Genomic DNA, 25,981 nt, shown 5'->3' with positions numbered 1-25,981 from the left:
CGATTGACGAATCAGCGGCAGATGTGCTAAACCCTAATAATTCGAAAAACTTAACAGGAGCGTTTGATGCAGTCAGACCGGAAGTACCTGATGGAGCACGCGGAAGAATCGCTGCGGCTCGACATGAAGACCGACAACGCCGTTACCGGGGAGCAGGCACGCTGGGCGGGGCTCGCACCGGGGATGAGCGTCATCGATATCGGCTGCGGCCCGGGCAAGACCACCGCGATGTTCGGCGAACTGGTACAGCCCGGGGGGAGGGCGGTCGGCGTGGACTTCTCCGAGGAGCGCATCGCCTACGCCCGGGAACACTACGGCTCGGACACCGTGAGTTTCGAACGTTGCGACCTTTACCAGCCGCTCAACTACCTGGGGCAGTTCGACTTCGCCTGGTGCAGGTTCTTCCTCGAATACCACCTCTCCAACTGCTTCCAACTGGTGCAGAACATGTCCGAGGCGGTGAAGCCTGGGGGCATCCTCTGTCTCGTCGATCTTGATTACAACTGTCTCAGCCATTTCGGCCACTCACCCCGCATGGAGCGGGCCGTCGCCGCGACGATCAGGAGCCTTGAGGTGAACGACGACTTCGACCCCTACGTCGGCCGCAAGCTCTACTCCTTCCTGTACGACCTGGGCTACGAGGACATCGACGTGCAGGTCGGGGCGCATCACCAGATCTTCGGAGAGTTGAAGCAGGTCGACGAGTTCAACTGGACCAAGAAGGTCGAGGTCGCCGCCAAGAGGTCCGGATACGGTTTCGACGAGTACGCCGGGGGATACGAGGAGTTTCTAGAGGAATTCCGCAGCTTCTTCGCCAACCCGCGCCGCTTCACCTACACACCGATCATCTCCTGCCGGGGACGCAAACCTCAGGCCTCCTGAGCCTCGCAACCCTCTTCCTGCTCTGCCGCTCTCGTGCGGCATGTGATGAGCGCGTCGACGATGTTCCTGTCGAAATGGCTTCCGGCCCCCTCTCTGAGCAGCCGGAATGCCTCTTCGGTCTTCATCGGATCCCGGTAGTGGCGCTGCGAAGTGACCGCCTCGTAGAAATCGGCGACGGCGATGATCTTCGCGCCCAGCGGTATGTCCTTTCCCCTTAATCCTTTTGGATAGCCGGTCCCGTCGATCTTTTCGTGATGGGCGCCGGCTATTTCCGGCACCTCGCGGTAGATCCCTTCGAAGTTTACCTGTTCCAGGATGTCGCGCGTCTTGTGGCAGTGGGTCTTGACGATCTCGTACTCCATCTCCGAGAGACGTCCGTTTTTCTTCAGTATCGCGTCGGGGACCCCGATCTTGCCGTAGTCATGCAGAAGCGCCGCAACCCTGATCATCTCCCGCTGTTCCGGCTCAAGGCCCAGCTCTTCACAGATCTCCTCCGAGTACTCGGTGACCTTTTCGGAGTGACCGGCGGTGAGCGGGTCCCTGGCGTCAATCGATGCCGCCATGACCTTGAGAAACGAGCTGAACTGGTTTGACTTCGCCTCGTGCAGCTTTGCGTTGCGTATGCTGATGCCGATCACCGGGGCGATCCCCATCAAAAGGGAGACGTCGCTTTGCACGAGCGGCCGCTTCGACTTCAGGTTGTCGACGGCGATGATCCCGAGCGATTCCCCCTCGCATATGATCGGGCAGCAGATGAAGGTCTGGGAAAGAAGTTGCTTCGCGAAGTTCTGGCTCTTGCCTGACAAAGCCCCCTCGATTTCTTTCACGTCGGCGACCAGGAAGGGGCGCTGTTCACGGAAGGAGATGACGAAGACCCCCTTGGAATCGGGGCGGTCCAGGTGGAAGGTGGTCTTCCCGAGGAAGGCGAGTTGCTCGTCGTGGTAGCCGAAGCCGGCCTGGAACACGAGGCGCGTCTTCTCGGGGTTGGAGAGCAGGATGAGGCCGCGGCTGTAGTCGAGGCGTTTCTCGAGGATCTGCACCACGTTCTGCAGGATGTCGTTGACCGCGGTCTGTCTGCTGATCACCTGCCCGATCTCGTTGGTGACAAGAGCGTTGGTGTAGTTGATCTCCATCTTCTTGAAGAGGTTGTCGCTCAGGTCCTTGAGGCTTTTCTGGCTGGTGAAGAGGGCGGTCTTCTCGCTGCGCAGGGAGCCGATCTTCAGGGCGAGGAGCAGGGAAAGCGCCCAAGGGGCGAACAGGTAGATCGACCTCATCTGGCCGGCGCGGAAGCAAAGGCCCATCACGAGTAGGATGACGACGAAGGCGTAGTTTCTCGTGTAGCGCCAAAAGTTGATGCTCGACTTCTCCCAGGTGACGATGTAACGGCACACGGGATCGCCATTGAAGATGCACTCAGGATGCTCGATGCGGGGAAGCTTTGCCTGGAACAGGCTCGCCACCGCCTCGAAAAAGCCCATCCTGTTCTGGCACTGGAACGGCTCTTCCTGGGTGCCGGGCCTTGGGGTCACGATGATTTCATAGCTGTTGCTGCTGATCTGCCTCGAGGTGTAAGTGGAGGAGCGGACGAGGTTGCAGTTGACGGTATCCCCGATGAGGCTGAATGCGCGCGCAAGGCCGACGAGCCCGAGAAAATAGAGCCTGAGTATCCCGATGGCGTCGGGGGAGGCCGCGTAGCGCCCTGCTTCACGTGCGATATTTTCGTTGCCGGTAAGCTTCAGGAGGCGTTCGTAGAAGAGGTTGACCTGCTCCTGGGTGAACCAGTGCCCCGGATCGGCCACCTCGAGCGGGGTCATCCCGGCGTAGCTCAGCAGTTCACCGACGTTGATGAAGTTGTACCGGTTCTTTATCAGCTTGATGTATGTGTCGATGATGCTGCTGTTGTATAACGGATCGTTCATCATCTGTTCCTTAAGTGCCTTGAGCCGACTCTGTTCCCTGCGTCCTTCTGTGCCTGTTGCGGTTGTGGAGGTCACCTAGGTACTTGATGAACTTGGAGGTATGGGTCTGGATGTTGAACGCCCAGAGCGTGTACTTGCGTTCGAACGGGAGACTTGTGTGCTCGGCGTAGCTCGCCGGGTAGACGAGTACCGGCAGGTCGTTTTGCTGGTACTTGTGCGTGATGATAGATAGTGCGATGAGCAGGATGTCCTTTGGGAACTGTTCCTGGTCGATGATCAGTACCGTGATGCAGTTGGTCAGGTCCGACAGGTTCAGGCCGATGTCGGAGATGTTGACCATGATGACCGCCTTGGCCGTCCCGCCTCTTTTAAGCGTGTAAAGGTGCCGCTCCAGCTTGAAGCCCGCCTCCCGGTAATCCTGCGCGAGTTCGCCGCAGTCGCACCCAGGCTCCAGGTCGAAGGCGTTCAGCATGAGCCCGCCGGAGTGCTGCTCGTAGAAGGCCTCGAGGTCGAACAGGTCTTCGCGGGTCGTGCGGGTGAGGCTCCACGGGCCGGAGAAGTTCCAGTTGTCCGAGAAGGTGCGGTGGTAATGGAAGTAGGCGAAGGTGTCGATGGAGCAACCCTTCTTGTCGCCCATGGCCTGCACCGCTTCGCCGAAGACCCGGTTAGGGAATTTGTTGTCCGGCCGGTAGTAGCAGATGAGGTAGTCCATCTTGGACGACTTCAGGTTGTAGGAGTCGTTAGTTGAGTGCGAGAGATGGTTCAGCACGATGAGCCCGCCAAGGCTCGACTCCGCCTTGTTCGAGGCGTGGTGGTGCACAAGCCAGCTTCCCCGGTAAAAACGGAGCATCGCCAGGTGTCCCAGGATGGTGCCGTGTTCCTGGTAGACGAAGTGGCGCGCGATGCTCGGATTCTCCGTGTAGAGGCGGCGGTAGGTCTCCTTCAACTGGGCCTTGTTGGCCTGCACGTAGTGGTACTTCTCCGGATAGATGAAGCCGCTGTCGAAGAAGAACTGCCACAGTGCGTCGAGGTCGATCTGCGTGCTGATATAGGAGTGCTTGTCCTTGGCGAGGTACAGGATGGAAAGAAGGCTCACATGGTCGCGGATGTCCATGTCGAGAAAGCACAGCCCGCACTTCACCAGGGAGGACTTTTCCTTTAAAGGCTTGTCCTCGCGGTAGATCACCTGTGCGGAGCACCTCGTTGCGAAGCCGTTGCCGATGCGCAGTTCCAGGTCCGGGATGATCATCCCCGGCAAAAGGACGCTCGACTCGAAATCCTCACAGACGGAAAAGCCGGAACCGGAGATGTCCAGCACCTTCAGGTCGATGTTTTTGTGACTGAAGGGGTGCCTGAAGACGGCATTGGGCAGGGGGAGCAGTTCGTGGCGGAGGCTGCGGACCTCCTTCGCCTTGAAGCGCCGCATGTGGGCCTGCAACGGTTCCAGGACGTAGATCCTGCGGCTGTGTCCGAGCGTCTGCGTTGCGATGCGGCACTCAGCCGAATAGAGGGTGGTGTGATCGTCGCTGAAGATGACCTGCACCGCCGCTTCATCGTTGATCCAGTTGAAGTTCCTGCTGCCGTCTCCCGTTGCCTCCACTCGGAAGGTAAGGGCACTGAAATCGAGCAGGGTTCCGTTGAGGCGTGCACCGTTTTGAAAGAGTTCGACGGCGATCCCCTGGCAGGGGTGCCGGCGCGACTTCCGGTAGTTTACCTCGATGGATTTGTCGGGAAGGAGAAAGGTGGCGCCTTCCTCGTCGATGCTAATCAGCTCAGGCTCGGCCATGATAAGCCGATGGCCGCTCACCACGAATATGTTGTCGAAAACGCAGCCGACCGTCGACGTGTTAATGGCGTCGGTCGAGACCCAGCGACATTCGAGCTTGTTGTTGAGACAGGGGAGGGGAGCCGCCTCGAGCGTTACGGTGCGGGGATACTTGGAGTGTCTGAAGTTGACAAGGATGGATTCTTCCTGGAAGTTGATGAAGTTCAGTTTGTTGATCAGCTTGTTTAGACCAACTTCCTTTTCTGAACCGGGTGCAAATTCTATTACTGTATCTGGCCGGGCAAATTGAAGAATCTTGCTGGCGTCTTTCATCAGTACCTCACATGGCGACAGGAGAAAGCAAAGGCTGTACTGCCGAATTTAACCGTGACCGACGGCTGTCAGCAGAGCGCAAAGCATGCTTCCGAAGCGCGATGTGATTATTAGCACGATTCGTACACATTTTCACTAATAAAACGCCGTGTGATGCAACAAAAATACAGCAGTAGCAGAGGTTCTATCAGGAGGGAACGACGTTAAGCGTTTGGCTGAAGGGGACGTCATGCTTTGGACTGCAGCGATGCCTCCAGGTAGGCGTTGAAATCGAGGGTTTTCGCGAGGGAAGACGAGGCCTGGCGCGGCTCCACATCGACACTTTTCTCTTGCTGGGATACCGAGCTTCGCGCCGCGACGGTGCGGTTTCTGCCCCGGGCCTTCGCCTCGTACAGCGCGACGTCGGAGGCGTGCACGAGATCGTGGAAGGTTCTGCCGTCCTCGGGGAAGGAGGCGACGCCGAGGCTTGCCGTCAGGCGCCGCAGCGGAATGTCGCTCTCGCCGGGGAAGCGCTTGTTTTCGATCTCGGTACGGATCCTCTCGGCGACGATGAGTGCCTCGCTTTTCGAGGTCCCCGGTAGGACGGCGCAGAACTCCTCACCGCCGTAACGCGCGACGATATCCATCTCGCGCAACGATTCCTTGATGATGTCCGCGGTAATCTTCAACGCCTCGTCCCCTGCCAGGTGCCCGCAGAGGTCGTTGTAGCTCTTGAAGAAGTCGAGGTCGATGAAGATGATGGTGAGGTTCAGGCTGTGGCGCGTGCTGCGGTTTAATTCCTCTTCGAGCCTGCTTTTCAGGAAGCGGCGGTTGTAAAGTCCGGTGAGGGCGTCGGTGACCGAGAGCTGTTCGAAACGTTCGGACTCCTCGAGCACCTCGGTGCGCTCGATCATGAGCGAGGCTAAGTTCGCGAACGAGGTGAGGAGCTGCAGGTCCGCATTGGTGAAGGGTCGGAGGTTCTTCTTGTCCGAGAGGTTCAAGACCCCGATCACCTTGTCTTTTAGCTTGAGTGGAAGGCAGATAAGCGATTTGGACTTGAAGCGGAGCCGGTTTGCCATGGCGACGCGGCTGTCCTTCTCCACGTCGTTCACCAGGAGGGGCTGCCCGGTCTTCGCCACCATGCCGGCGATCCCCTTGCCGACCTTCAACTGCAGACAGCGGGCGATGTTGAGCGTCATGCCGAGCGTGAAGACGATGTGCATTCCCTCGCCGTCCTTGTCGATCAGCATGATGGATCCTTGGGTCGCCTCGATCAGGTCGGACGCGATCTTCATGATTGCCTCGTACAGCTGCTCCTTGCTGTCGATCTGCAGCAGCGTGTCGGTGAGCGACATGAGGCGCTCTGAGAGGGCGTTTTCCTTTGAGCGCTCCGCGTCCCTCACGATCCAAGACATCTTGGCGGCCATGGCACCGGTCAGCATGTTGATGAGCAGGGTCGAGTTCTGCGGGATATCGCTCTCCGGCAGCGCCAAAAAGCCCAACCGCTCCCCTTGTGACTTGAGAGGGAAGAAGGCGCACATGGCGGTGTTGAGCCCGGGGAGGGCGGCGCGCATCTTGGCGTCGCAGGGAACCGCTTTACCCCCCTTGGCAGGCGCGAGGAACAGGTGCAGGGCCTCGGCCGACACGACCCCGATCTCGTCTGGCATCCCCCACACCCCGGTCACCGGGTAGGATTTACCCTCGGCGTCGGGGAGCGCAACGGCGATGCGCGGGACCTCGAACTCGGTGGCTATGGTCTCGCAGCCGATGGCGACGCAGGCGGTGACCGAGGTACATCGGTCGATACGCTCGAGCGCCTGGGAAACGGCCTGCAGGCGCTGGTCGGTGACCGACTCGCAGAGAGCGGCGGCGTTCTGGGGGAGGGGAGTGCTTACCGTCGGGAAACGGTATTGCTCGATGGCGCGCCCCACCTCCTGGGCTATTTCCTCCACCTCCTCGTAGCGTGCCGTGTGAAGCGATTCCACGTAGGGGAGCAGTGAAAAGGCATCTCCGCCGCCTTCGGTGCGGGAAAGGGCGGCAAGCTGCCACAGGTCGATGGACTCGTCGCGCACCCCGTCGCCTACGAGGCAGCAATCGTCGCCGCCCACGCCGAAGGGGATGAGGAATCCGAGGAAGCCGCCGCCGTAGCGGCACACCGACGGAGTTCCCTCCTCGAAGAAGACGTCCATGTTTTCTTCGAAAAACTGGCGGGATACATCGCGGCAGAGAGGGTCTTCGACGATGGTGGAGCAGGTTTCGAACTGGTGACAGGACGCGACGGCGCCGTTACGCCTGCGGTACAGGGTAAGGCTGTAGTGCGCGAGGGAGGGAAGCTCCTTCAGCTGCACCAGCAGGTCGTGAAGTGGTATGTCAGCCGTTTGCTGCGCCACGTTTCAGTCACTCCGGTTTCAAAGTTGTGTTTCACAGGCGGCAGGCATATCGACCGCGCCCGGAATCACATCAAAAAAATGCACGTTCTGCGCCAAGGTCCGCACGCTGTCTTTCTATCAAAAGGGCACAAGCGCCCCATCAGCGGCGGACATTACATCTTGATAATTACCGGTTTCTTCGACTTCAGTCAACACCGCCATACGGAATACTCACTGGCGAAAGTTGGTAAGGCTTGCTGCATTTTGGGCTATGTTAATATTATGGACCTCATACATAAAGTCAGTATTTTAAATCACATATATCACAGTTTTGTGTGCTGAATACCAGGAAGGATGGGACGACAACACTACATTGTCCTTGCACTGGCTCACAAAAAACGAATTTGTCGCGCCTGAGTCATGACTGATTAAAAGAACCTTTGTCTCAGGGCGCCCACGGTGCCGGCTGACGGTGCGATACCCGCCATGAGTCTCGTGAGAAATAATTTGATTGATTCCCGCGCATTTAGCCGGTAAACTCCACGCTCCGTTGAAGCGTTACAAGGGCATGGAATCCAGCGTTGCACGATACCCCGCTATACAACAGCCGCATTTTCGACTCCTACCTGAAGCTCCTCAGGCAGAAATACCCCCATATCGACACGGCGGCGCTACTGGCTCACGCCGGGATGAAACCGCACGAGGTGGCCGACCCGGGTCATTGGTTCACGCAGCGACAGGTGGACCGGTTTCACGACAGGCTGGTGCAACTGACCGGCGGGCGCGGCATAGCCCGTGAGGCAGGCCGCTACGCCGCCTCTCCCGAGGCCCTTGGGCCGCTTCGATCCTTCATGCTAGGCATGGTGGGTCCCGAGTACATCCTTCACTTCATCAGCAAGGTCGCCCCCAGGTTCACCCGCTCTTCCCGCTGTACGCACCGCAGGACCGGTTCCCGTGAGATCGAGGTCAACGTCACCTTTAACGAGGGGGTGCGGGAGAATCCGAACCAGTGCGAGAACAGGATGGGGTTTTTCGAGGCGGCCTTCCTCCTTTTCGGTCATGACTTCCCTGAGATCGAGCATACCGAGTGCGTCTTCGACGGCGGCGAGGTCTGCCGGTACCTGATCCGTTGGCGCCCCTCATTGACTGCGCGCCTGTTGCTCGCACGGCGCATCACCTTCGTCGTCCTGCTCGTTCTCTGCGTCTCCACCTTCTTTTTGGGCCATTTCCTGCTGGAGCCGGTCCTCATCTGCAGCCTTGTGTTCTACCTGCTGCTCGCCTTGCTCGGCAACCGTGTCGAGCGCAAGGACCTTCTTGCCTCGCTCACCAGCATGCGTAACTCCAGCGAAAAGCTGCTTGCCCAGGTCCAGGAGAACTGCGACAGCGCGCTCACCATTAACGAGATCGGCAAGGTGATCTCGACGCGGACTGAACTGGAGGACATCCTCGCCAGCGTGAACCAGGTGCTGCACAAACGGCTCGGCTACGGGCGCGGTATCATGATGCTTTCAGACCTGGAAAAAAATGCACTTTTGCTGCGTGGCTGTTTCGGGCTCTCCCCCGATGATGAAGAGAAGATCCGCCGTATCGAGCTCCCGCTCGACTACTCCGCCGCACCTGGGGTCATGGTTAGCTGTTTTCGGGCCCAAAAGCCGTTGCTTGTCGACAACATAGACGACGTAAGGGGCCAGGCGATTCCCGAGAATTTCTCCCTCTTCGTGGCCCTAGGGGTGCACTCTTTCATCTGCGTACCGATCGTCTGCGAAGGCGAAGCCCTGGGTGTCCTTGCCGTTGACGACGCGAATCGTGACGGGGGACTGCTGCAAAGCGACCTGAACCTGATCCAGGGGATCGCGCCGGTGATCGGGGTAGCCATCCGCAACGCCATGCGTCTTGCCAACGAGCGCAAGCTTTCAGATCAGCTGAGAAAGGCGTCGGAACAGTTGGAGCGGCGCGTCTCCGAGAGGACCGCCGAGCTGAGTCAGGCCTACGCCGAGCTCGAGTTTCTGTACGACTCGGTGTCGCACGACCTGCGCACCCCGCTCAGGGTGATCTACGGGTACGGAGAACTGCTCCTCGACGGTTACGGGGAGCGGCTGGACGCGACGGCGCGCGAGTACCTGTCGAACATCATCGGCGGCGGCGAGCGGATGGAGGCGACGCTCGACCGGATGCTCGACATATCCGAGGCGCGTATTGCTCCCATCAAGGAGATCGGCGTCGATCTGAGTGCGATGGCGCAGCGTATCGTGGGGGAGTTGAGAGTTACCGATGTGAAACGCACCGTACGCGTCGAGATAGAGGAAGGGGTGCAGGTGAACGGCGACGAGAAACTCCTCGCCAGCGTGATGGAGAACCTCCTGGGGAACGCCTGGAAGTACAGCGCCGGAAAGCCGGAAACGGTCATCTCCTTCGGCAGGCGCGACGGGATCTGTTACGTGAAGGACAACGGGGTAGGGTTCGACATGTCGCAGGCGAACAAGCTCTTCCTGCCTTTCCAGCGGCTGCACCACGGCTCCGACTTCGCCGGGCACGGCCTGGGTCTATCCATGGTGCGGCGCATGATCGAACGTATGGGGGGGACGGTGTGGGGCGAGGGTAAGCCCGGCGAGGGAGCCACCTTCTTCTTCACCATCCCGCCGGGTGACGCCCCTTAGCCAACCTCTTCAAACTCGCGCTCGCGGAACTCGACCCCGAGTGACAGCGCGAGCTCACGCACCTTCTCCACGTCCACCCCGGGTACCGTGACCACGCTTGCCGTCACCTGTGGCACGTGCCGCGGCGCCTCGCGCAGAAAATCGCACACCCCCTGAAAACCGCCCCCTCCGAACGGGGTATTGCAGAGCCTCTCGTACTCCTTGGCGTCGGACGCGTTCAGGCTTACCGAAAGCGCGTCGACGAGCCCGGAGAGTTCGGGCAATACGTTCCTGCCGTGCACGAGGTTCGCCTGCCCGTCCGTGTTGATCCTCACCTTCAGCCCGCGCCGCTTCAACTCGGCCGCCACTTCCTTCACAAGATCCAGCCTGATGAGCGGCTCGCCGAAGCCGCAGAACACCACCTCGTTAAAATCCGAAGCGGCGTCGACAGCCGCGATCACCTCGGCGTAATTCGGTTCGTGGGAGAGTTTCAGCTCGTGCCCCTTGACCGAGAGTTCCTCGAATTTGGGGCAGAAGGTGCAGCGGTTCGAGCAGCGGTTGGTGATGTTCAGGTATAGCGAATTGCGTATCTTGTAGGCGATGGTGTCTTCCTGAGTCGCCTGCTCGATGCGGAAGAGTCTGCGCGTGTTGAAGGAGGTGATGCGCCCGACGTCGTCCGGCGAGAGCCCCTTCAGTTCTGCGACTTTCTCTGCCGCGTAGCGTACGAAAGCGGGCTCGTTACGCTTGCCGCGGTGCGGCACCGGCGTCAGGTAGGGAGCGTCCGTCTCCACCATCAGTTTTTCGATCTTCACGCCGCGTACCACCTCCCTGAGCGCCTCGTTGGAGGGGTAGGTGATGGTCCCGGGGATCGAGATCATGAAGTTCAGGTCGATGCAGGTCCGGGCCATGTCCAGGTCGCCGGAGAAGCAGTGCAGCACGCCGCCGACCTCCTCCGCCTTTTCCTCCTTGAGGATGGCGAGGATCCGGTCGTGGGCATCCCGGTCGTGGATGATGAGCGGCAGCGAGAGTTCGCGCGCCATCCTGATGAAGCGGCGGAACACCTCTTCCTGTGCCGGGCGGGGCGAGCGGTCCCGGAAGAAGTCCAGCCCCACCTCGCCGATGGCGACCACCTTCGGATTGTTGAGGGCAAGCTCGCGCACCGTATGGTAATCCGCCTCGGTCACCCCCTCGGCGTCGTGGGGATGGATGCCGACCGAGCAGTAGATGTTATCGCGCGTCTTGGCGAGTTCGCAGGCGGCGATGCTCGACTCGAGATCGGCGCCGACCGCCATGATGGTGTCGACCCCCGCCTCTTTGGCGCGCGCCATCATCTCCTCGAAATCTTCCGTGTACTCACTGCCGTATATGTGCGAATGGCTGTCGATCAGTTCCATGAAGTGCTCCTTCGGCGTTGATCTGGTAACTTCTGTATCCCATTGATGTTTGTATGACCATTCCCTCTCCCTTTGGGCCTGCGCGCCGTAGCGCTTCGCTCTGCGAAGACGGGAGAGGGTTGCCGCAGGCCGGTTGAGGGCGTTGCCGGCAGCAACATGTCGCCAATTGCTACGCCCTCACCCCCGCCCCTCTCCCGGGGGAGAGGGGGGAGGGCGAAGCACCATATATTACTGGAAGATATTGCGAGATGCCAGAGCTTTCTGGATTGCCTTCCCTGTAGAAAAGTACCTGTGAAGCTGCAAACCGGCTCTGCTTCGGGAGGCTATTCGGTCACGCTGCGGATCGAGGCCTCGATGCCGTCCATGAGGATGGTGAGTTCGTCCATGGAGATGGAGAGGGGCGGGAACACGACGATCACGTTGCCCAAGGGGCGCAGGAAGAGGCCGTGCTTTCTCGCCTCCATGATGACTCTCACGCCGACGCGCTCTTCCCAGGGGTACGGCTCGCGCGTGTGCCGGTCCCGCACCAACTCGATTCCGCCGATCATCCCTTCCTGGCGCACGTCTCCCACGTGGGGGAGCTCCATGAGCCGCTGCAGACGGTCCTGGATGTAATCGATCTTTTCCGGAAGCTGCTCCAGGAGCCGCTCGTTTTCGAAGATATCGAGGCTTGCGAGGGCCGCAGCGCAGGCGATCGGGTTGCCGGTGAAGGTGTGCCCGTGGAAGAAGGTCTTGAGCGCGCTGTACTCCCCCCAGAAGGCGTCGTAGACCTTGCGGGTGGTGAGTGTCGCGGCAAGCGGCAGGTACCCCGCCGAGATCCCCTTGGATATCGCCATGATGTCCGGCGTAACCCCTTCCTTGCCACAGGCGAACATGGCGCCGGTGCGCCCGAAGCCGACGGCGACCTCGTCCGCGATCATGAGGACGTCGAAGCGGTCGCAAAGCTCGCGTACCCCTTTCACGAAACCGGGAGGCTGCACGATCATCCCGCCTGCGCCCTGAACCGACGGCTCGATGACAAGTCCCGCCAGCTCGTGCGCGTGCTTTTCCATGAGGCGCTCCAGCTCTTTAAGGCAGAGAAGGCCACACTTGGTGCAGTCCCCCTCCGGCGAGAGCGGGCAGCGGTAGCAGTAAGGGGAGGGGGCCATGATGGTCGGGAAGAGGAGCGGCGCATAGACCTCGTGGTAGATGGCGATGCCGCCGACACTCATGGAACCGACGGTGTCGCCGTGGTAGGCGTTGTCGAAGCGGATGAACTTCTTCTTTTCCGTCTTTCCGGTCTGCTGCTGGTACTGGAATGCCATCTTCACGCCGATCTCCACCGCGGTGGAGCCATTATCGGAATAGAACACCTTGGCAAGCCCCGGAGGAGCGATATCGATCAGGCGCTTGGCGAGTAGCGCCGCGCGGTCGTTGGAGAGGCCCAGGAGCGTTGCGTGCTCGAGCCGGTCCACCTGCTCCTTGATCGCGTCGTTGATCTCTTTTTTGCAGTGGCCGTGCACGTTGGTCCAGATGGCTGCCACGCCGTCCAGGTAGCGGTTGCCGTCCGAGTCGATGATGTAGGAGCCCTCGCCCCTGGTGATGATGATGTTTTCCGCTCCCTCCCACTCGCTCATCTGGGTGAAGGGGTGCCAAAGGTAATCGCTGTCGTAGCGCCTGAGAGTTTCCGTATCCAGTTCGACCACGTTCATCCTCCTGAAAAAGGCTCTGCCGCCGCACCGTTCAAGGTATCGGCGGCAGAGCCATCGTTGTCAATCGTCGATTGCCAATTGTTAGTCAAACATCTCGCGCAGCATGATCCCGGTTGCCGGTTGCTGCAGCAGGTGATCGGTGACGCGGGTCACCGTCTCGCGCTCGTCCGCTCCCTGGATGTCCGGGAAGAGGCCGAGTAGCTGCGAGCCGGAAAGGGAATCGATCATGTGCGGCGCGTAGGACTCGGCCTGGTCAGGGGTGTCCGGGTAGCGGTTCACGATGACTCCTTTCACCTTCAGCCCCATGGTGCGTGCGGTGAAGGTGGTGAGCAGGGTGTGGTTGATGGTGCCGAGATTCGGGCGTGCCACCACCACGATGGGAAGCCCCAGGTGCAGGGCGAGGTCGGCGACGAGAAGCCCACCGGCGAGGGGTACCATGAGCCCGCCGGCCCCTTCGACGATGACGAACTCGTGCTTCTGGGCGAGCCGGTCGTAGGCCTCCTTGATCACCTGGAAGTTGATGCGGACGCCGTCCTGGCTAGCCGAGACCGAAGGGGCGAGGGGCGCTCTGAGGAGGTAAGGGGTGCAGTCCGGCGTCACCGGCAAGTCAGCCCCGAAACAGAGGAGTTCGGCGTCCTCGGAGATGAGCTTTCCGTCCCGCTCTATGCAGCCGCTCGTTACCGGCTTCATCACGCCGACGCTATGTCCCATCCTCCTGAGCAGCATGGCGATGGTAGCTGACGCGATGGTTTTTCCCACACCGGTATCGGTGCCGGTGACGAAGATGCTTTTTGCTGACATGTGGGTTCCTTTCCGCTTCGTTTTAATGCGCGCACATCACCGTGGTGAGGCCGAGATCGCTGAACATGGTCAGGTCGGTGTCGACGTTGCGCCCGAGCGTGGTGAGGTAGTTACCGATCATGGTGCCGTTGGCGCCGGCGAAGAAGATCCAGGACTGCAGGTCGCGCAGGTTCTTCTCCCTGCCGCCGCAGATGGTGATGCGCTTCTCCGGCAGGATCAGGCGGTACACCGCGATGGTTTTCAGGCACTCCATGGTGCTGATGAGGGCGGCACCCTCGAGGCGGGTCCCGTCGATCGGGTTCAGGAAGTTCATCGGCACCGAGTCAACGTCAAGTTCCTTCAGCGTGAAGGCCATCTCAACGCGCTGTGCGGCGCTCTCGCCCATGCCGAAGATACCGCCCGAGCAGACCTTGACGCCCGCCTTTTTCACGGCGCGAACCGTCTCGACGTCCTCGCTGTACGCGTGCGTGGTGCAGATGTTGGGGAAAAAGCTCTCGGCGGTCTCGAGGTTGTGGTGGTAGGTGTCCATCCCGGCGTCCTTCAGCTTGAGCGCGGTCTCCTCGTCGATGATGCCGAGCGAGCAGGAGGGGAGGATGGTGGTTTCCTTGCGGATGCGGCGCAGCGCGGCGAGGATCTGCTCCAGTTCCTGACCCTTCACCGTGGTGCCGCTCGTAATGATGCCGAAGCAAGCGGAGCCGTTGGTCTCGGCCGTCTTGGCGCATTCCACCATCTGATCCTCCTGGACCAGCGGGTAGACCGGCGCGTCGGTCGTGTGGTGCGAGGACTGGGCGCAGAAGGCGCAGTTCTCGGCGCAGCGCCCGGACTTCGCGTTGATGATGGAACAGAGATGTACTTCGTTGCCGACGAAGTGTTCCTTCACGCGGGTAGCGGCGCGGAACAGGTCGTATATTGCCGATCCCTCGGCCTCGGTGAGGCGGACAGCCTCCTCGGGTGTGATGGAGCCACCGGCGATGATCCTTTGTGCAATTTCAGTGATGAATTTTTCCATGAACGTTCCTCCAGCAGGTCGTGTATCACGCTGAGGAGTTGATTGTCAACCTCTTCCGAAGATGTGGTTGACGATTTGCCCGCCGCCTGTGTAGGGGCGAATAATCATTCGCCCCTACGGAGTAGCAGAGATGGGGGCAAGGCGGGACTAGAGCTCTTCCGTGGTGAAGGCGACGACGTCGTCGATGCAGTCGGCGTTAAGTAGCACCATGACCAGGCGGTCGAGCCCGAGGGCGATGCCGGCGGCCTCAGGCATATCGGACAGGGCGGCGAGAAACTTCTCCGGCATCGGGTAGGTGAGTTTACCCTGCGCCGCGCGCTCAGCCGCTTCGGCCTCGAAGCGGGCACGCTGCTCGACCGGGTCGATCAGTTCGGAGAAGGCATTCGCGATCTCGAGTCCGCCGATGTAGAGCTCGAAGCGCTCCGCCACCGTGGGGTCGGACGCCTTGAGCCTGGCGAGGGCCGAGCAACTGGCTGGGTAGTCGTAGATGAAGGTGGGACGCGTGAGGCCCAGGTGCGGTTCTATGCGCTCCACCATGAGCTCGTCGAAGCTCCCGTCGGCAAGAGCCGCCTCGGCGGTGGTGTCGGTGTGGCGCAGGAAGGCGTCGCGGACCGTGATCCGCTCCCAGGGAAGCGAGAGGTCGATCTTGTTGCCGCGGTAGTCGATGCTTTCGCTCCCGGCGGCGGCTCGGACCAGTTCCTCGGTCTCGGCCATGAGGACCTGGTAGTCCGCCTGTGCGCGGTACCACTCGAGCATGGTGAACTCGCTTAAGTGGCGTGAGCCGCGCTCGCCGTCCCGCCAGCAGCGGCAGATCTGGAAGATGTGCGGATACCCCGCGGCCAGAAGGCGCTTCATGCAGAGTTCCGGGGAGGTCTGCAGGAACCAGCCGACGCTGGGGATGGCGTCGATCTGGGCCTCGGGGGCGGGAGCAGGTATGCGAAAAGGGGTCTCGACCTCGAGATACCCCTTTTCATGGAAAAACATCCTGATCCTGTTGAAGATCGCGCCACGCTGGGCCAGGGCCTGTGAGCGCCTGGCCAGTGGCCAACTTCCGGGCATCTGTTACCCCTTCACCCTGGTGGAGTACTCGCCGGTACGGGTGTCGATGGTGATCAGCTCGCCTTCCTCGATGAACGGCGGTACGCGCAGGACGTAGCCGGTCTCGACGGTGGCGGGCTTGGAGTCGCTGCCGGAGGTGTCGCCTTTGACCCACGGGTCGGTCTGCACGACGCGGAGGTTGACGAAGTTGGGAACCTCGACGCCGATCGCCTTCTCCCTGAAGAGGAGCACGTCAACCGGGAGGTTGTCGATCAGGTAGTTCTTGGCGTCGCCCATGGCGCCTTCGCTGATGTGGATCTGCTCGTAGGTGGTGTTGTCCATGAAGCAGTAGTGATCGTCTTCCTTGTAGAGGTACTGCATCTTGCGGTCCTCGAGCTGTGCGGGCTCGAAGGTCTCGCCGGAGCGGTAGGTGCGGTCCAGGGTCGAGCCGGTGATCATGTTCTTAAGCTTGGTGCGGTAGAGCGCCTGCCCCTTGCCCGGCTTAGCGAAGTCGAAGTGGGTGATGATGTACGGCTCGTTGTCGATGGCGATCTTCAGGCCTTTTCTCAGATCGGCTGCAGTGTACATAGGTTCTTCCTCGTTCTTTATTGATATTTGGATAGGGCTCTAGTGTGCTGCGTGGGCGGCACGCACTAAACCGGTATCGGGTCTATGTTATCCGTATTGCCTTGCAGCGATGCTGAATGTGGCTGGGACAGACGCCGGTGACGTACGGGGGAGGACTACTTGGCGCGATAGGTGATGCGGCCGCGGCTCAGGTCATAGGGGGAAAGCTCTACGGTGACCTTGTCGCCCGGCAGGATCTTGATGAAGAACTTCCTCATCTTGCCGGAGATGTGTGCCAGCACGATATGGTCGTTTTCCAGCTTCACCTTAAACATAGCGTTGGGAAGCGGCTCTATGACCGTCCCTTCGACTTCAATTGCTTCTTCCTTGCTCATTTTCGCTCCTGGCGGTATGTGTGGCTTGTTTTAACAACAGGCGAGTCTACAAATATTTACTTAAAAAAGCAAGCTGGTTTTCGCCGTCTGCTCCATTTTTCTCACGGTATCATCGCTATTTACAGAACACCCATAACATGCTAAAAAAATGACGAGATTTCTGCCAGAGGTGTCCTTTTACATGCCAAAACTGATCAAGGAGATCCCGCTCTCCAACGGGCTCACCGTTCGTTTCTTCGATGCGTCCCGCCGCTACTTCGGCGACTACCACCAAGTAAGGGTGAAGATAAGCTGCGACGTGCCTCTTACTCCGGACCTGTTCCAGGACGAGGCGTCCTATGAGACAGCCACAAAGCTTCTCGGCGCCTGTGTCAGTTACCAGAAAGAGATCGAGCACCAGGGCGTTGCCGGCGCCTCAGTCGAGGAGACCGTCGACCGGGTGATCGCCCATTTCGTAGAACACTCCCTCGAGTATTTCAGCGGTCCCGGTTTCCCTAAAAAACTCGCGCAGTCCGAGCTCGTCAAGGCCCAGGGGCCCAAAAGAGGGTTCATCCCGCGGGGCGTCCATGGCTGAGTACGAAGTCTCCATCGAGAGCCTTTGCTACGGCGGTGCCGGGTTCGCACGCCTCGACGGCAAGGCCTGTTTCGTGCCTTTCACCGCACCGGGGGATACCGCCCGCGTCCGCGTCATTAAGGAGAAGCGCTCCTTCGTGGAGGCCGAGCTGCTTGAACTGGTGGCGGCGTCCCCGCTGCGCATCGAGCCCTCCTGCCCCGTGTTCGGCGCGTGCGGCGGCTGCGACTGGCAGTTCCTCTCCTATGCCGAGCAGTTGGCGACAAAGGGGACCATCTTCACCGACACCTTGAGCCGCATCGGCAAGGTGCCGCGCGAGGTGGTCCTGCCGGTTTCCCCCTCGCCGGAATGCTACGGCTACCGCTCCAGGGTCCAGTTGAAGGTCTCCCGGCACAAGGGCGCATTGAGGCTTGGTTTCTTCCGCACCGGTTCCCACGACATCGTCGATTTCGGCGCCGGGTGTCCCCTGGCTCACGAGCTGTTGAACCGGATGGCGGATGAGTTCCGCTCTATCTTGTCGCGGCTGCCGCACGGCGAGACGGTACAGCAACTCGATCTCGCCATGGGCGACGACGGGGAGGGGATCGCCATCCTGCACTGCCGCGAGGCGCGGCCGGAACAGGTGGCTGAGGAGCTTGCCGCCGCACGCGACCTGATCCCATCCGTATCGGGAGCGTACGTGAAAAGGGGGGGGAAGGGCGAGCTCATCCGCGCTTTCGGCATCGATTCCCTGAGCTACTGCATCCCGGCCGACCTGTTTCCGGGGGCACGGCAGATGCGCCTTCGTTTCAGTCGGGGCGGCTTCTCCCAGGTGAACTACCGGCAGAACCTCGAACTCATCCGCACCGTCTGGGAGTGGGCGGCCCTAACCGGCAAGGAACGGGTGCTCGATCTTTACTGCGGCAACGGCAACATCTCCATTCCGCTTGCCCCTTACGCCGCCGAGGTCTTTGGTGTGGAGGGATTCGCTCCCTCGATCCAGGATGCTGCGGTCAACGCGGAGGCAAACGGCGTCGAGAACGCCTCGTTCCAGGTGAGCGACGCATCACTCGCGGTCCGGCGTCTGGCGAAGCGCAAGGAGAGGTTCAACCTCGTAGTACTCGATCCGCCGCGCGCGGGCGCCGAAGCCGCCGCCGAACTGGCTCAGCTCGAACCGGAACGGATCATCTACGTTTCCTGCGACCCGACGACCCTCGCGCGCGATCTCGCGCAACTGCAGGGCGCCGGATACCGGGTCACGCGGTCCAAGCCGGTCGACATGTTTCCGCAGACGTATCACCTAGAAAGCGTTACCGAACTCATTCGAATGTGATGTGAGTTTGTTATTTCCACCATTATCGGAGGCTGCATGTTTTTCGGACTGTTCGGCAAGAAGGATTTTCGTCACTACCAGAACCAGGGTGCCAAGCACCTCGCGGCGGAGCGTTTCGCCGATGCGCGCGTTGATTTCGAGGAAGCGCTGAGGCTTTGCCCCGAGGACGCGGCGCAGGAGGCTGCGGCGATCCGTGAGGGTTTTAATCAGGCCTGCGACCACCTGGGGGCGTTGAACCTCCAGGAAGGGGAGCATGCGCTCAGGGCGGGCGAGGCGCAGAAGGCATACGACCATTTCCGGCTTGCCGCCGACCTGGCCGTCGACCGCGGCATCAAGTCGCGCGCCGAGGCTGAGGCCCTCAAACTGGAGCAGCCTGCACCCGCCGCAGCTCCCGCGGACGGTGCCGCTGCCGCTTCCGCTGCTGCCGCACCGGCAGCAGCTGCCGCTGTAGGCAACTACAAGCCGCACAGCGGCGGCTCCTGCACGAGCTGCAAGGGGCACGGCGGCCACCATCACGAGGAGCCGGCCCCCATGGAAATGAGCCTCTCAGAGGAGGATCAGTTCTACCTCATGGTCCAGCCGCTCCCAGGCGACCTGCCGGGACGCTATGCTGCCATGGGTCCTAAATTTGCCCGTGCCTACCTCCTGATTCATGAGGGTAACGACCGCGACGCTTTCACAATTTTGCAGGAAATGTTGTTATCTGGTGAAAATGACATTGTATTATACGAAGTGGCACTTATAATGTTCAGGGGCGGCCAAATTCATGAGAGCGAAAAGCTCCTGAATCGCGCTCTTGCCCTCAATCCGCAGAACGCTGCGGTATACCTCGCGCTGGTCCAGCTTTACGCAGGCGGCGGGGCTTATCCGCAGGCCATGGCGGTCGTGGAGAAGATGCTCGAGCTTGATATCCTCCCCGACCAGGCTCAGTTCATGCTGGGCGAGTTGCACGAAACTACTGGCAACACCGAGCGCGCCATGGAGCTTTGGACCAAGTCGCTCGAGCATCCGAGCGTGGCGCGTTCCGCCGCTGAAAGGCTCATTCCGATTCTCAACGGGCAGGGACGCTCCGACGACGTGAAGTTCCTGACCAAAAAATATTTAAAGGGTTGTTGTTAAAGCAAGTGGTTCCCCGGAGGTGGACAATGAACAAATCAGAACTCATTGAATCTCTCGCTGCCAGAAAGACCCTCTCCTTCAAGAAAGCCGAGGAGGTGGTCAACGCGGTCTTCGCTTCGATGACCGAAGCCCTGCTATCCGGTGACCGGATCGAGATAAGGGGCTTTGGAAGCTTCGTGGTGAAAGAGTACGACGCCTATACCGGAAGGAACCCCAAGACAGGCGAATCCATTTCAGTAAAGGCCAAGAAGCTTCCCTTCTTCAAGGTCGGCAAGGAACTGAAGGAAAAGGTCTCCGGTTAGCTGAACTTTCCGTCGACGTCCGCGGGATCCGAAGATCTTCGTAGTCACCATTGCGCCCGCCGGCCTCCCGCCGGCGGGCGCCCATTGTTTTGTAGCTGTAGTACAGCTTTTACAGAGCCAGAACCGGCCTTGCCATGTTTCCCACCTTTTGGTCGTACATCGTAGAGGCCCTCGGCGGCCTTGCGCTCTTCATCCTCGGCATGCGGACCATGTCGGAGGGGCTGCAGAAGGTCACCGGAGAGCGCCTGCGCCGCATCCTCGAGCGCACCACCGGAAACCGCCTCACCGCCCCTTTGCTCGGCAGTTGTCTCGCATCGCTGCTCCAGTCCGGCCCGGCTGCGTCCGTGCTCGTGGTCGGCTTCGTTAACGCCGGTCTCCTCTCGCTGTACCAAGCCCTGGGCGTACTGCTAGGCACCGGTATCGGCACCACGCTCGCCATCCAGTTCATCGCCTTCCGGGTCTCCGCACTCGGGCTACCGGCCATCGCCCTCGGCGTCTTCTTCAGCTTCTTTTCGCGCAGCAGGAGACTCTCCAATCTCGGCCGGATGCTCCTCGGTATCGGTCTCGTCTTCTTCGGTCTTTCCATCCTGGAGGGGGCCTGCCTGCCGCTCAGCGAGAGCGCCATCATCGCGGGGCTGCACCAGACGCTACCTTCGCTGCGCCTGGTGGCGGTCCTTATCGGCGCGCTCCTCACCTTTGTGGTGCAATCCGGCAGCGCCACCCTCGGTATCGTAATCGCACTCGCTTCGGCCGGTGTTCTCTCCTACGATTCCGCCATCGCCATGGTGATAGGCGAGGTGGCTGGTGCGGCGCTCATCCCGCTCATCGCATCGATCGGCGGCAGCCAGACCGCGAAACGGGCCGTGATCATCTACCTTGGCATCAGCTGGGGCGCCATCGCCCTCGCGTTCATATTTTTCCCGCTGTTTCTGCGCCTGGTCGCCCAGGTCTCGCCCGGCGACCTTACCCTTTTGCACCAGGGCGCTCCGCCCGAGGCCGTGGTGCAGGCCCTGCGCCCGCACATCGCCCGACACCTGGCCAACGCGCATACCATCTTCACCGTCGCGTCGCTTCTCGTGTTTCTCCCGACCATCGGATTCTTCGCCCGCTCCGCCGAGACGCTCCTCCCGACGAGACGCTCCGAGAGCGAGCCTAGGCCCCGCTTCATCGACGTCCGGGTGATCAAGACGCCGACCATCGCTCTCGTGCAGGCCTGGAACGAACTGGCCCGCATGGGGAGCATCGCCGCCTCGATGTATGCCGACCTCGTTTCCCAGTTCGACGGCTTCAACCCCAAGGTAGCCGCCGCGGTACGCGACAAGGAGGTGGTTCTCGACATCCTGCATCGTGACATGTCCCAGTTCCTGGTGGCCCTTTCGCGCGAGACGCTCTCGATTGAGCGCGCCGTGGAAATCCCGGCCATGCTCGAGCTCGTGAACGAGATCGAACAGGTGGGGGACCATATCGAAGCGGTGCTCAACTACCTGATGCGCAAGAAGGAAGAGCGGCTTCGTTTTTCATCAAGCGCGATGGACGAGTTGAAGCGTTTCGCGGCGCGGGTGGGCGCCGTGGTGCAACTCTGCGAGGCGGTCCTGAAGGGTGAGGACGCCCCCGACCTGACCCCACTCCAGCTCGAGATCGCTGCGCTTGAAAGCGAGCTGCAGACAAGTCACCTGCGCCGTCTGAAAAGCGGCAAGTGCAGCATCGTCTCCGGGCTTTTGTACGGCGACATGATCGCCTCGTTCTCCAAGATCGCCCAACTCGGATTCTCCATGATCAACGAAAAGAAAGGAATAACCCCATGACCGACAAAGTAGCCTCCATCGACCTCGGCACCAACACCGCGCGCCTCCTGATCGCCAGCCGGGATCCCTACCGCCAGATCCTTCTCAAGAGGATCATCACCAGGCTCGGGGGGGGCTTCACCAGGGAGTTCGGGCTCTCGGAAGAGGCGCAATTGCGCTCGCTTGCAGCACTCAAGGAATTTGCCGCCGACATGGCGACGCACGGCGTCCGTCGCGTGAGAGCCGTGGCTACTTCCGCGGTCCGCGACGCCAAAAACGGCGCGGAGTTCTGTCGTCGTGTACAGGAACAAACCGGCATCACCCTCGAGGTGATAGATGGCAACGAGGAGGCCGTCCTCACCCTCAGGGGGGTCGCCGCCATCCTCGACAACAAGGACGAGGATCTCGCCGTTTTCGACGTCGGAGGGGGGAGTACCGAGTACACGCTTGCGGCGCTGCAGCAGCCGCTATTCTCGCGCAGCCTCCCGATCGGGGTGGTACGTCTCACGGAAGGGAAGGGGAGCGTCGCCGCCATGGAGGAGAAGGTCAGACGCGAACTCGAAGGGCTCAAAAGGGAACTTCAGGGGGAAGGGCATCTCGAGCGTTTTGCCGCCGCAACCCTGGTCGGCACCGCCGGGACCGCTACAACCCTGGCCGCCATCGACCTCGGCATGACCGACTACGATTATCGGCGGGTGAACAACTACACCCTGCCTTTTGCGAAGGTCGAGGCGATGTTCGAGCGGCTGCTTCCCCTGACGCCTCAGGAGCGCCTCCTGGTGCCGGGCCTTGAGCCGGGCAGGGAGGATCTCATCATCGCCGGAGTGCTGGTGGTGCTGACCACCATGCGCGTCTTCGGTTTCGGGAGCTTCAAGGTGAGCGATTCCGGACTGCTGGAAGGGGCGATCCTCGGTGTCTAGCTGGGGCGGGCTTTTTTTGACAACCTTACGGGCAGCGACTATACTCATTAACACTTCGGCCACATCTTGCTCATTATTCGCTGTCTGGCCGCGCATCCTTCGGATACCGGTTCAGTCTTCTCCGCCCTGAAGGAGCACGTGTCATGCATCTCAGCAGCGCTTCATACTTAAAAATCATCGAAGAGCTGCGTGACGGCCTGTATATCGTCGACATGAACCGGAAGATCGTCTTCTGGAACCACGCCGCGGAAAGGATCTCCGGCTACGGCGCGGATGAGGTGGTCGGGAAGCCGTGTGCAGACAACATCCTCTGCCACGTCGACGATATAGGCCTAAACCTCTGCTGCAGTGAATGTCCCCTCGCGACCACCATAGAATCCGGCACTCCGCACGAAGCGCGCGTCTTTCTGCACCATAAAAACGGTCACCGGCTGCCGGTCTTGGTCCGGGTCGTGCCGCTCACCGACGACGACGGCAAGGTAATCGGCGGCGTCGAGATGTTCTCCGACGACAGCTTTACCGCGGCCAACGAGATGCGGCTGCAGGAGCTGGAAAAACTGGCCCTCCTGGATGGACTCACCCAGCTTGCCAACCGCCGTTACCTGGACCGTGAGCTCGAGGCCCGCCTTGAGGAGTTGAACCGCTACGACATCCCCTTCGGCGTCCTGTTCATGGACCTGGACGACTTCAAGTGCATCAACGACCGCTACGGGCACGATACCGGCGACCGGGTACTGCAGTTCGTCGCCGGCACGCTGAGCGCTAACTCCCGCCCCTTCGACCTTTACGGGCGCTGGGGAGGCGAGGAGTTCGTCGGCATCGTCCGAAACGTCACCGCCGCGAACCTCAAGCACATGGGACAGCGCCTGCGCAAGCTCGTCGAGAAGTCCTTTCTCCTGGTCGATGACGTGCATCTGCGCGTCACCATCTCCATCGGCGCCACCATGGCGCTCAAGACCGACACGCTGCACACCCTCCTGCAGCGCTCCGATTCCCTCATGTACCAGAGCAAGACGGCCGGCAAAAACCGGCTCAGCATCGGGTAGCGCGCCCCGCCCAGGCTTTAGCAGGGACGGGGCGCCTAATCCCGTTACAGCCTGAAGCGTGCCACGATCTTTTGCAGGTCGTCCGCCATCCGGTTCAGATGGGCCGCGGCGTCCGCCGTTTCGTGCGCGCCGCGCGCAGTCTCGGAGACCACGTCCTTTATCTGGTGCACGTTTGTCGATATCTCGCCGGTCACCGCGGTCTGCTCCTCAGCGGCCGTCGCGATCAGGTCGATTTCACGGTTCACTTCGTCGATCACCTCCAGGATGCGGTGCAGAGCCTCGCCCGATTTCCTGGAACTCTCCATCCCTTTTTCCACCTCGGCAACACCCTGATTCATGGTTTCCACGGCGCCCCCGGCCTCGGACTGAATCGTCTTTATCATCTCGGCTATCTCCCGGGTCGCGCGTGTGGTGCGCTCGGCAAGGGCGCGCACCTCGTCGGCAACGACGGCGAAACCTCTCCCCTGTTCGCCGGCACGCGCCGCCTCGATGGCGGCATTCAAGGCAAGCAGGTTCGTCTGGTCGGCGATGTCCTCTATCGTTCCCACGATCTCGCCGATCTGGTCCGAACGGGTCCCGAGGTTCAATACGGTGCGGGCGGACTCCCGGACGTTGGCCGCTATTTTTTCCATCCCCTGCAGTGTCTCGTGCAACACTGCTGCGCCACCTTGTGCCGTGTCGGTCGCACGCTTGGAGGATGACGCTGCCTCACCGCAGTTCCTGGAAATTTCGTTCGATGTCGCCGACATCTCTTCACTTGCGGTTGCCGCGGTCCCTGATTGGAAGGCGACTTCCTCCGCAGCGGTGGCTATCTGTTCCGCCGTGCTGCTAAGTTGGTGACAGGCGCTCGAGACTTCAACGGTACTCTTGGCTATCAAAGCGACGATGCCGTGGACGTTCTCGACAAAGCGGTTGAACCAGAGGCTTACTTCTCCCAGTTCATCCTTTCGTTCGGCGGTGAGCCTTCTGGTGAGATCTCCCTCGCCCTGGGCGATGTCTTTCAGCATCGCGAGGAGCTGTGCGATGGGGTTTGTTATGCCGCGCATGATGATGAAACAGACGATGACGGTTACCACGCAGAGGGCGAAGGTGGACAGAAGAGCCACGAGCAGTGCGTGTCTCGCCTCGGCGGCCTGGCCTTCTGCGGTCACGATGATCCTTTTTGCCAGCTCATCCTCCAGCTCTTTCAGCACGTTTATTTTATCCGAAGCGCTGGCGAACCATTCTTCCGGCGCGATGCCGAACCCTCCGCTCACCCCCTTGGCCAGCACAGCCGCGCGAATCTGCCGGGTTTTCTCGAAGCTCGGACCCGTCGACTTCTCGTCGTACGAACGCAGGACCGATTCCGGCGCGAAGGTCCTGAACTGTTCAAGGTACGTTTTCTGGGCGCCCGCGATATCGAAGGTTCTTTGGTAGGTCTCGTCGTCAAAGCGGTCCGCGCCCAAGACCGCGTTCAGCGTAGCACGCTCTTTTCCCGCTTCTTCCTTCGCCTTGACGAAGGCGTAGTAGGCCGACGCCTCCCTCATGACCTCGGGCGCGCCGCTCGTTGTCGCCACCTTGGCGATGACCTTGGTGTACGCATCGACAAGTTTCGTGTAGAACGCGAACGACTCGGAGCCTTGAATCTGCAGCGCGTCGATTCGGCCGCGTGTCTGTTGGAGGGAGGAAAGCACCGTGCCGGCCGTGTCGAACCCGGGCCCGGCCGCAGCAAGCGCCGAAGCGTTTGTGGTAAATATTTGCTTTACCGAGTTAAGTTTCTGATTCACCTTTTCACGTTGTCCGTTCAGCTCCGTACCAAACTTCGTCCCCTTTGTATTTATGAATCCCGAGGAATATCCACGTTCCTTCTGGATTTCGTGAATCAGGTCGCCGACCTGCACCGCGAATCTGGTGAGGGTCTCCGTCTGAACCATCCTCTGTGACAGGGCATAATTGTTCTTTATCCCCCAGGAGGCGAACATCAACATGCCACACAAGGGTACGACGAGTAGCAGCAGCAATTTGTAGCGAATCTTCAGGTTCTGTAACATGTGCCCCCCGGTTGTAATAAGTAAAACCATTGAAAATGAGCTCTAAATACTTGTCGGTTACTTTAGTAACTTCTTTATATGTATACATCTTTGACTTAGGTCAAATAACAATCATCACC

Annotated in this window: 20 protein-coding genes; 9 read left to right on the top strand and 11 right to left on the bottom strand. The window is 60.5% G+C overall.

Annotated features, from left to right (window positions below):
* Positions 1-66: 66 nt before the first annotated feature.
* A complete protein-coding gene (locus tag E8K79_RS03420; RefSeq protein WP_136513488.1) occupies positions 67-882 on the top strand; it encodes a class I SAM-dependent methyltransferase in 816 nt (271 codons plus the stop codon).
* Here E8K79_RS03420 and E8K79_RS03415 read toward each other — a convergent pair.
* The 3 genes from E8K79_RS03415 to E8K79_RS03405 form a co-directional block, all read right to left on the bottom strand.
* The gene (locus tag E8K79_RS03415; RefSeq protein ID WP_136513487.1) at positions 870-2,804 is read right to left on the bottom strand and encodes an HD domain-containing phosphohydrolase; all 1,935 of its coding nucleotides are present in this window, start codon (positions 2,802-2,804) and stop codon (positions 870-872) included. The two genes, E8K79_RS03420 and E8K79_RS03415, sit on opposite strands and share 13 nt — an antisense overlap.
* 7 nt (positions 2,805-2,811) lie before the next feature.
* Positions 2,812-4,899, bottom strand: a complete 2,088-nt coding sequence (locus tag E8K79_RS03410) for a PilZ domain-containing protein (protein ID WP_136513486.1) — start codon at positions 4,897-4,899, stop codon at positions 2,812-2,814.
* A gap of 227 nt (positions 4,900-5,126) precedes the next feature.
* Positions 5,127-7,268 carry a sensor domain-containing diguanylate cyclase gene (locus E8K79_RS03405; RefSeq protein ID WP_136513485.1) on the bottom strand — a complete coding sequence of 714 codons (2,142 nt, stop codon included), beginning with the start codon at positions 7,266-7,268 and terminating at the stop codon, positions 5,127-5,129.
* 560 nt (positions 7,269-7,828) lie between these two features.
* Here E8K79_RS03405 and E8K79_RS03400 point away from each other — a divergent pair.
* On the top strand, positions 7,829-9,904 hold the full coding sequence (locus E8K79_RS03400) for an ATP-binding protein (RefSeq protein WP_136513484.1): 2,076 nt from the start codon (positions 7,829-7,831) through the stop codon (positions 9,902-9,904).
* Here E8K79_RS03400 and E8K79_RS03395 read toward each other — a convergent pair.
* The 7 genes from E8K79_RS03395 to infA all read right to left on the bottom strand — a co-directional run bounded on the left by E8K79_RS03395 (position 9,901) and on the right by infA (position 16,778).
* Positions 9,901-11,277 (bottom strand): TatD family hydrolase, encoded by a 1,377-nt coding sequence (locus E8K79_RS03395; protein ID WP_136513483.1) that lies wholly within the window; start codon positions 11,275-11,277, stop codon positions 9,901-9,903. The two genes, E8K79_RS03400 and E8K79_RS03395, sit on opposite strands and share 4 nt — an antisense overlap.
* Positions 11,278-11,600: 323 nt before the next feature.
* Positions 11,601-12,968 carry an adenosylmethionine--8-amino-7-oxononanoate transaminase gene (bioA, locus tag E8K79_RS03390; RefSeq protein ID WP_136513482.1) on the bottom strand — a complete coding sequence of 456 codons (1,368 nt, stop codon included), beginning with the start codon at positions 12,966-12,968 and terminating at the stop codon, positions 11,601-11,603.
* A gap of 81 nt (positions 12,969-13,049) precedes the next feature.
* Positions 13,050-13,769: a dethiobiotin synthase gene (gene bioD, locus E8K79_RS03385; RefSeq protein ID WP_136513481.1), complete on the bottom strand. Its 720-nt coding sequence runs from the start codon at positions 13,767-13,769 to the stop codon at positions 13,050-13,052.
* 22 nt (positions 13,770-13,791) lie between these two features.
* Positions 13,792-14,778: a biotin synthase BioB gene (gene bioB, locus E8K79_RS03380; protein ID WP_136513480.1), complete on the bottom strand. Its 987-nt coding sequence runs from the start codon at positions 14,776-14,778 to the stop codon at positions 13,792-13,794.
* 147 nt (positions 14,779-14,925) lie between these two features.
* Positions 14,926-15,837 (bottom strand): EF-P lysine aminoacylase EpmA, encoded by a 912-nt coding sequence (epmA, locus tag E8K79_RS03375; RefSeq protein ID WP_136513479.1) that lies wholly within the window; start codon positions 15,835-15,837, stop codon positions 14,926-14,928.
* A 3-nt stretch (positions 15,838-15,840) separates the two neighbouring features.
* Complete coding sequence (gene efp / locus E8K79_RS03370) at positions 15,841-16,404, bottom strand: elongation factor P (RefSeq protein ID WP_135870140.1); 564 nt, start codon at positions 16,402-16,404, stop codon at positions 15,841-15,843.
* 155 nt (positions 16,405-16,559) lie between these two features.
* A complete protein-coding gene (gene infA / locus E8K79_RS03365) occupies positions 16,560-16,778 on the bottom strand; it encodes a translation initiation factor IF-1 (protein ID WP_129125668.1) in 219 nt (72 codons plus the stop codon).
* 181 nt (positions 16,779-16,959) lie between these two features.
* Between infA and E8K79_RS03360 the strand changes: the two genes are divergently transcribed.
* The 7 genes from E8K79_RS03360 (at position 16,960) to E8K79_RS03330 (ending at position 23,832) form a co-directional block, all read left to right on the top strand.
* A complete protein-coding gene (locus E8K79_RS03360) occupies positions 16,960-17,352 on the top strand; it encodes a hypothetical protein (RefSeq protein ID WP_136513478.1) in 393 nt (130 codons plus the stop codon).
* Entirely contained in the window at positions 17,345-18,661 is a 1,317-nt protein-coding gene (rlmD, locus tag E8K79_RS03355) for a 23S rRNA (uracil(1939)-C(5))-methyltransferase RlmD (protein WP_136513477.1), read from the top strand. The genes E8K79_RS03360 and rlmD overlap by 8 nt, the downstream gene beginning before the upstream one ends.
* 36 nt (positions 18,662-18,697) lie before the next feature.
* Positions 18,698-19,780 (top strand): tetratricopeptide repeat protein, encoded by a 1,083-nt coding sequence (locus E8K79_RS03350; RefSeq protein ID WP_136513476.1) that lies wholly within the window; start codon positions 18,698-18,700, stop codon positions 19,778-19,780.
* A 26-nt stretch (positions 19,781-19,806) separates the two neighbouring features.
* Positions 19,807-20,082 carry an HU family DNA-binding protein gene (locus tag E8K79_RS03345; protein ID WP_135870136.1) on the top strand — a complete coding sequence of 92 codons (276 nt, stop codon included), beginning with the start codon at positions 19,807-19,809 and terminating at the stop codon, positions 20,080-20,082.
* 134 nt (positions 20,083-20,216) lie between these two features.
* A complete protein-coding gene (locus E8K79_RS03340) occupies positions 20,217-21,887 on the top strand; it encodes a Na/Pi cotransporter family protein (protein ID WP_136513475.1) in 1,671 nt (556 codons plus the stop codon).
* A complete protein-coding gene (locus E8K79_RS03335; RefSeq protein ID WP_136513474.1) occupies positions 21,884-22,786 on the top strand; it encodes a Ppx/GppA phosphatase family protein in 903 nt (300 codons plus the stop codon). Before E8K79_RS03340 ends, E8K79_RS03335 begins: the two co-directional genes overlap by 4 nt.
* A gap of 143 nt (positions 22,787-22,929) precedes the next feature.
* On the top strand, positions 22,930-23,832 hold the full coding sequence (locus tag E8K79_RS03330; RefSeq protein ID WP_135870133.1) for a sensor domain-containing diguanylate cyclase: 903 nt from the start codon (positions 22,930-22,932) through the stop codon (positions 23,830-23,832).
* 44 nt (positions 23,833-23,876) lie between these two features.
* Here the strand turns inward: E8K79_RS03330 and E8K79_RS03325 are convergent, their stop codons facing one another.
* The gene (locus E8K79_RS03325; protein WP_136513473.1) at positions 23,877-25,862 is read right to left on the bottom strand and encodes a methyl-accepting chemotaxis protein; all 1,986 of its coding nucleotides are present in this window, start codon (positions 25,860-25,862) and stop codon (positions 23,877-23,879) included.
* Positions 25,863-25,981 lie beyond the last annotated feature (119 nt).

Source organism: Geomonas edaphica (assembly GCF_004917075.1).
Lineage (GTDB): Bacteria > Desulfobacterota > Desulfuromonadia > Geobacterales > Geobacteraceae > Geomonas > Geomonas edaphica.
This window is presented reverse-complemented; position numbering and strand designations above follow the sequence as displayed.

Coding starts and splice junctions, on each gene's coding strand:
- E8K79_RS03420 (WP_136513488.1), top strand. CDS start 67: ATGCAGTCAGACCGGAAGTACCTGATGGAGCACGCGGAAGAATCGCTG.
- E8K79_RS03415 (WP_136513487.1), bottom strand. CDS start 2,804: ATGATGAACGATCCGTTATACAACAGCAGCATCATCGACACATACATC.
- E8K79_RS03410 (WP_136513486.1), bottom strand. CDS start 4,899: ATGAAAGACGCCAGCAAGATTCTTCAATTTGCCCGGCCAGATACAGTA.
- E8K79_RS03395 (WP_136513483.1), bottom strand. CDS start 11,277: ATGGAACTGATCGACAGCCATTCGCACATATACGGCAGTGAGTACACG.
- bioA (WP_136513482.1), bottom strand. CDS start 12,968: ATGAACGTGGTCGAACTGGATACGGAAACTCTCAGGCGCTACGACAGC.
- bioD (WP_136513481.1), bottom strand. CDS start 13,769: ATGTCAGCAAAAAGCATCTTCGTCACCGGCACCGATACCGGTGTGGGA.
- bioB (WP_136513480.1), bottom strand. CDS start 14,778: ATGGAAAAATTCATCACTGAAATTGCACAAAGGATCATCGCCGGTGGC.
- epmA (WP_136513479.1), bottom strand. CDS start 15,837: ATGCCCGGAAGTTGGCCACTGGCCAGGCGCTCACAGGCCCTGGCCCAG.
- efp (WP_135870140.1), bottom strand. CDS start 16,404: ATGTACACTGCAGCCGATCTGAGAAAAGGCCTGAAGATCGCCATCGAC.
- infA (WP_129125668.1), bottom strand. CDS start 16,778: ATGAGCAAGGAAGAAGCAATTGAAGTCGAAGGGACGGTCATAGAGCCG.
- E8K79_RS03360 (WP_136513478.1), top strand. CDS start 16,960: ATGCCAAAACTGATCAAGGAGATCCCGCTCTCCAACGGGCTCACCGTT.
- rlmD (WP_136513477.1), top strand. CDS start 17,345: ATGGCTGAGTACGAAGTCTCCATCGAGAGCCTTTGCTACGGCGGTGCC.
- E8K79_RS03350 (WP_136513476.1), top strand. CDS start 18,698: ATGTTTTTCGGACTGTTCGGCAAGAAGGATTTTCGTCACTACCAGAAC.
- E8K79_RS03345 (WP_135870136.1), top strand. CDS start 19,807: ATGAACAAATCAGAACTCATTGAATCTCTCGCTGCCAGAAAGACCCTC.
- E8K79_RS03340 (WP_136513475.1), top strand. CDS start 20,217: ATGTTTCCCACCTTTTGGTCGTACATCGTAGAGGCCCTCGGCGGCCTT.
- E8K79_RS03335 (WP_136513474.1), top strand. CDS start 21,884: ATGACCGACAAAGTAGCCTCCATCGACCTCGGCACCAACACCGCGCGC.
- E8K79_RS03330 (WP_135870133.1), top strand. CDS start 22,930: ATGCATCTCAGCAGCGCTTCATACTTAAAAATCATCGAAGAGCTGCGT.
- E8K79_RS03325 (WP_136513473.1), bottom strand. CDS start 25,862: ATGTTACAGAACCTGAAGATTCGCTACAAATTGCTGCTGCTACTCGTC.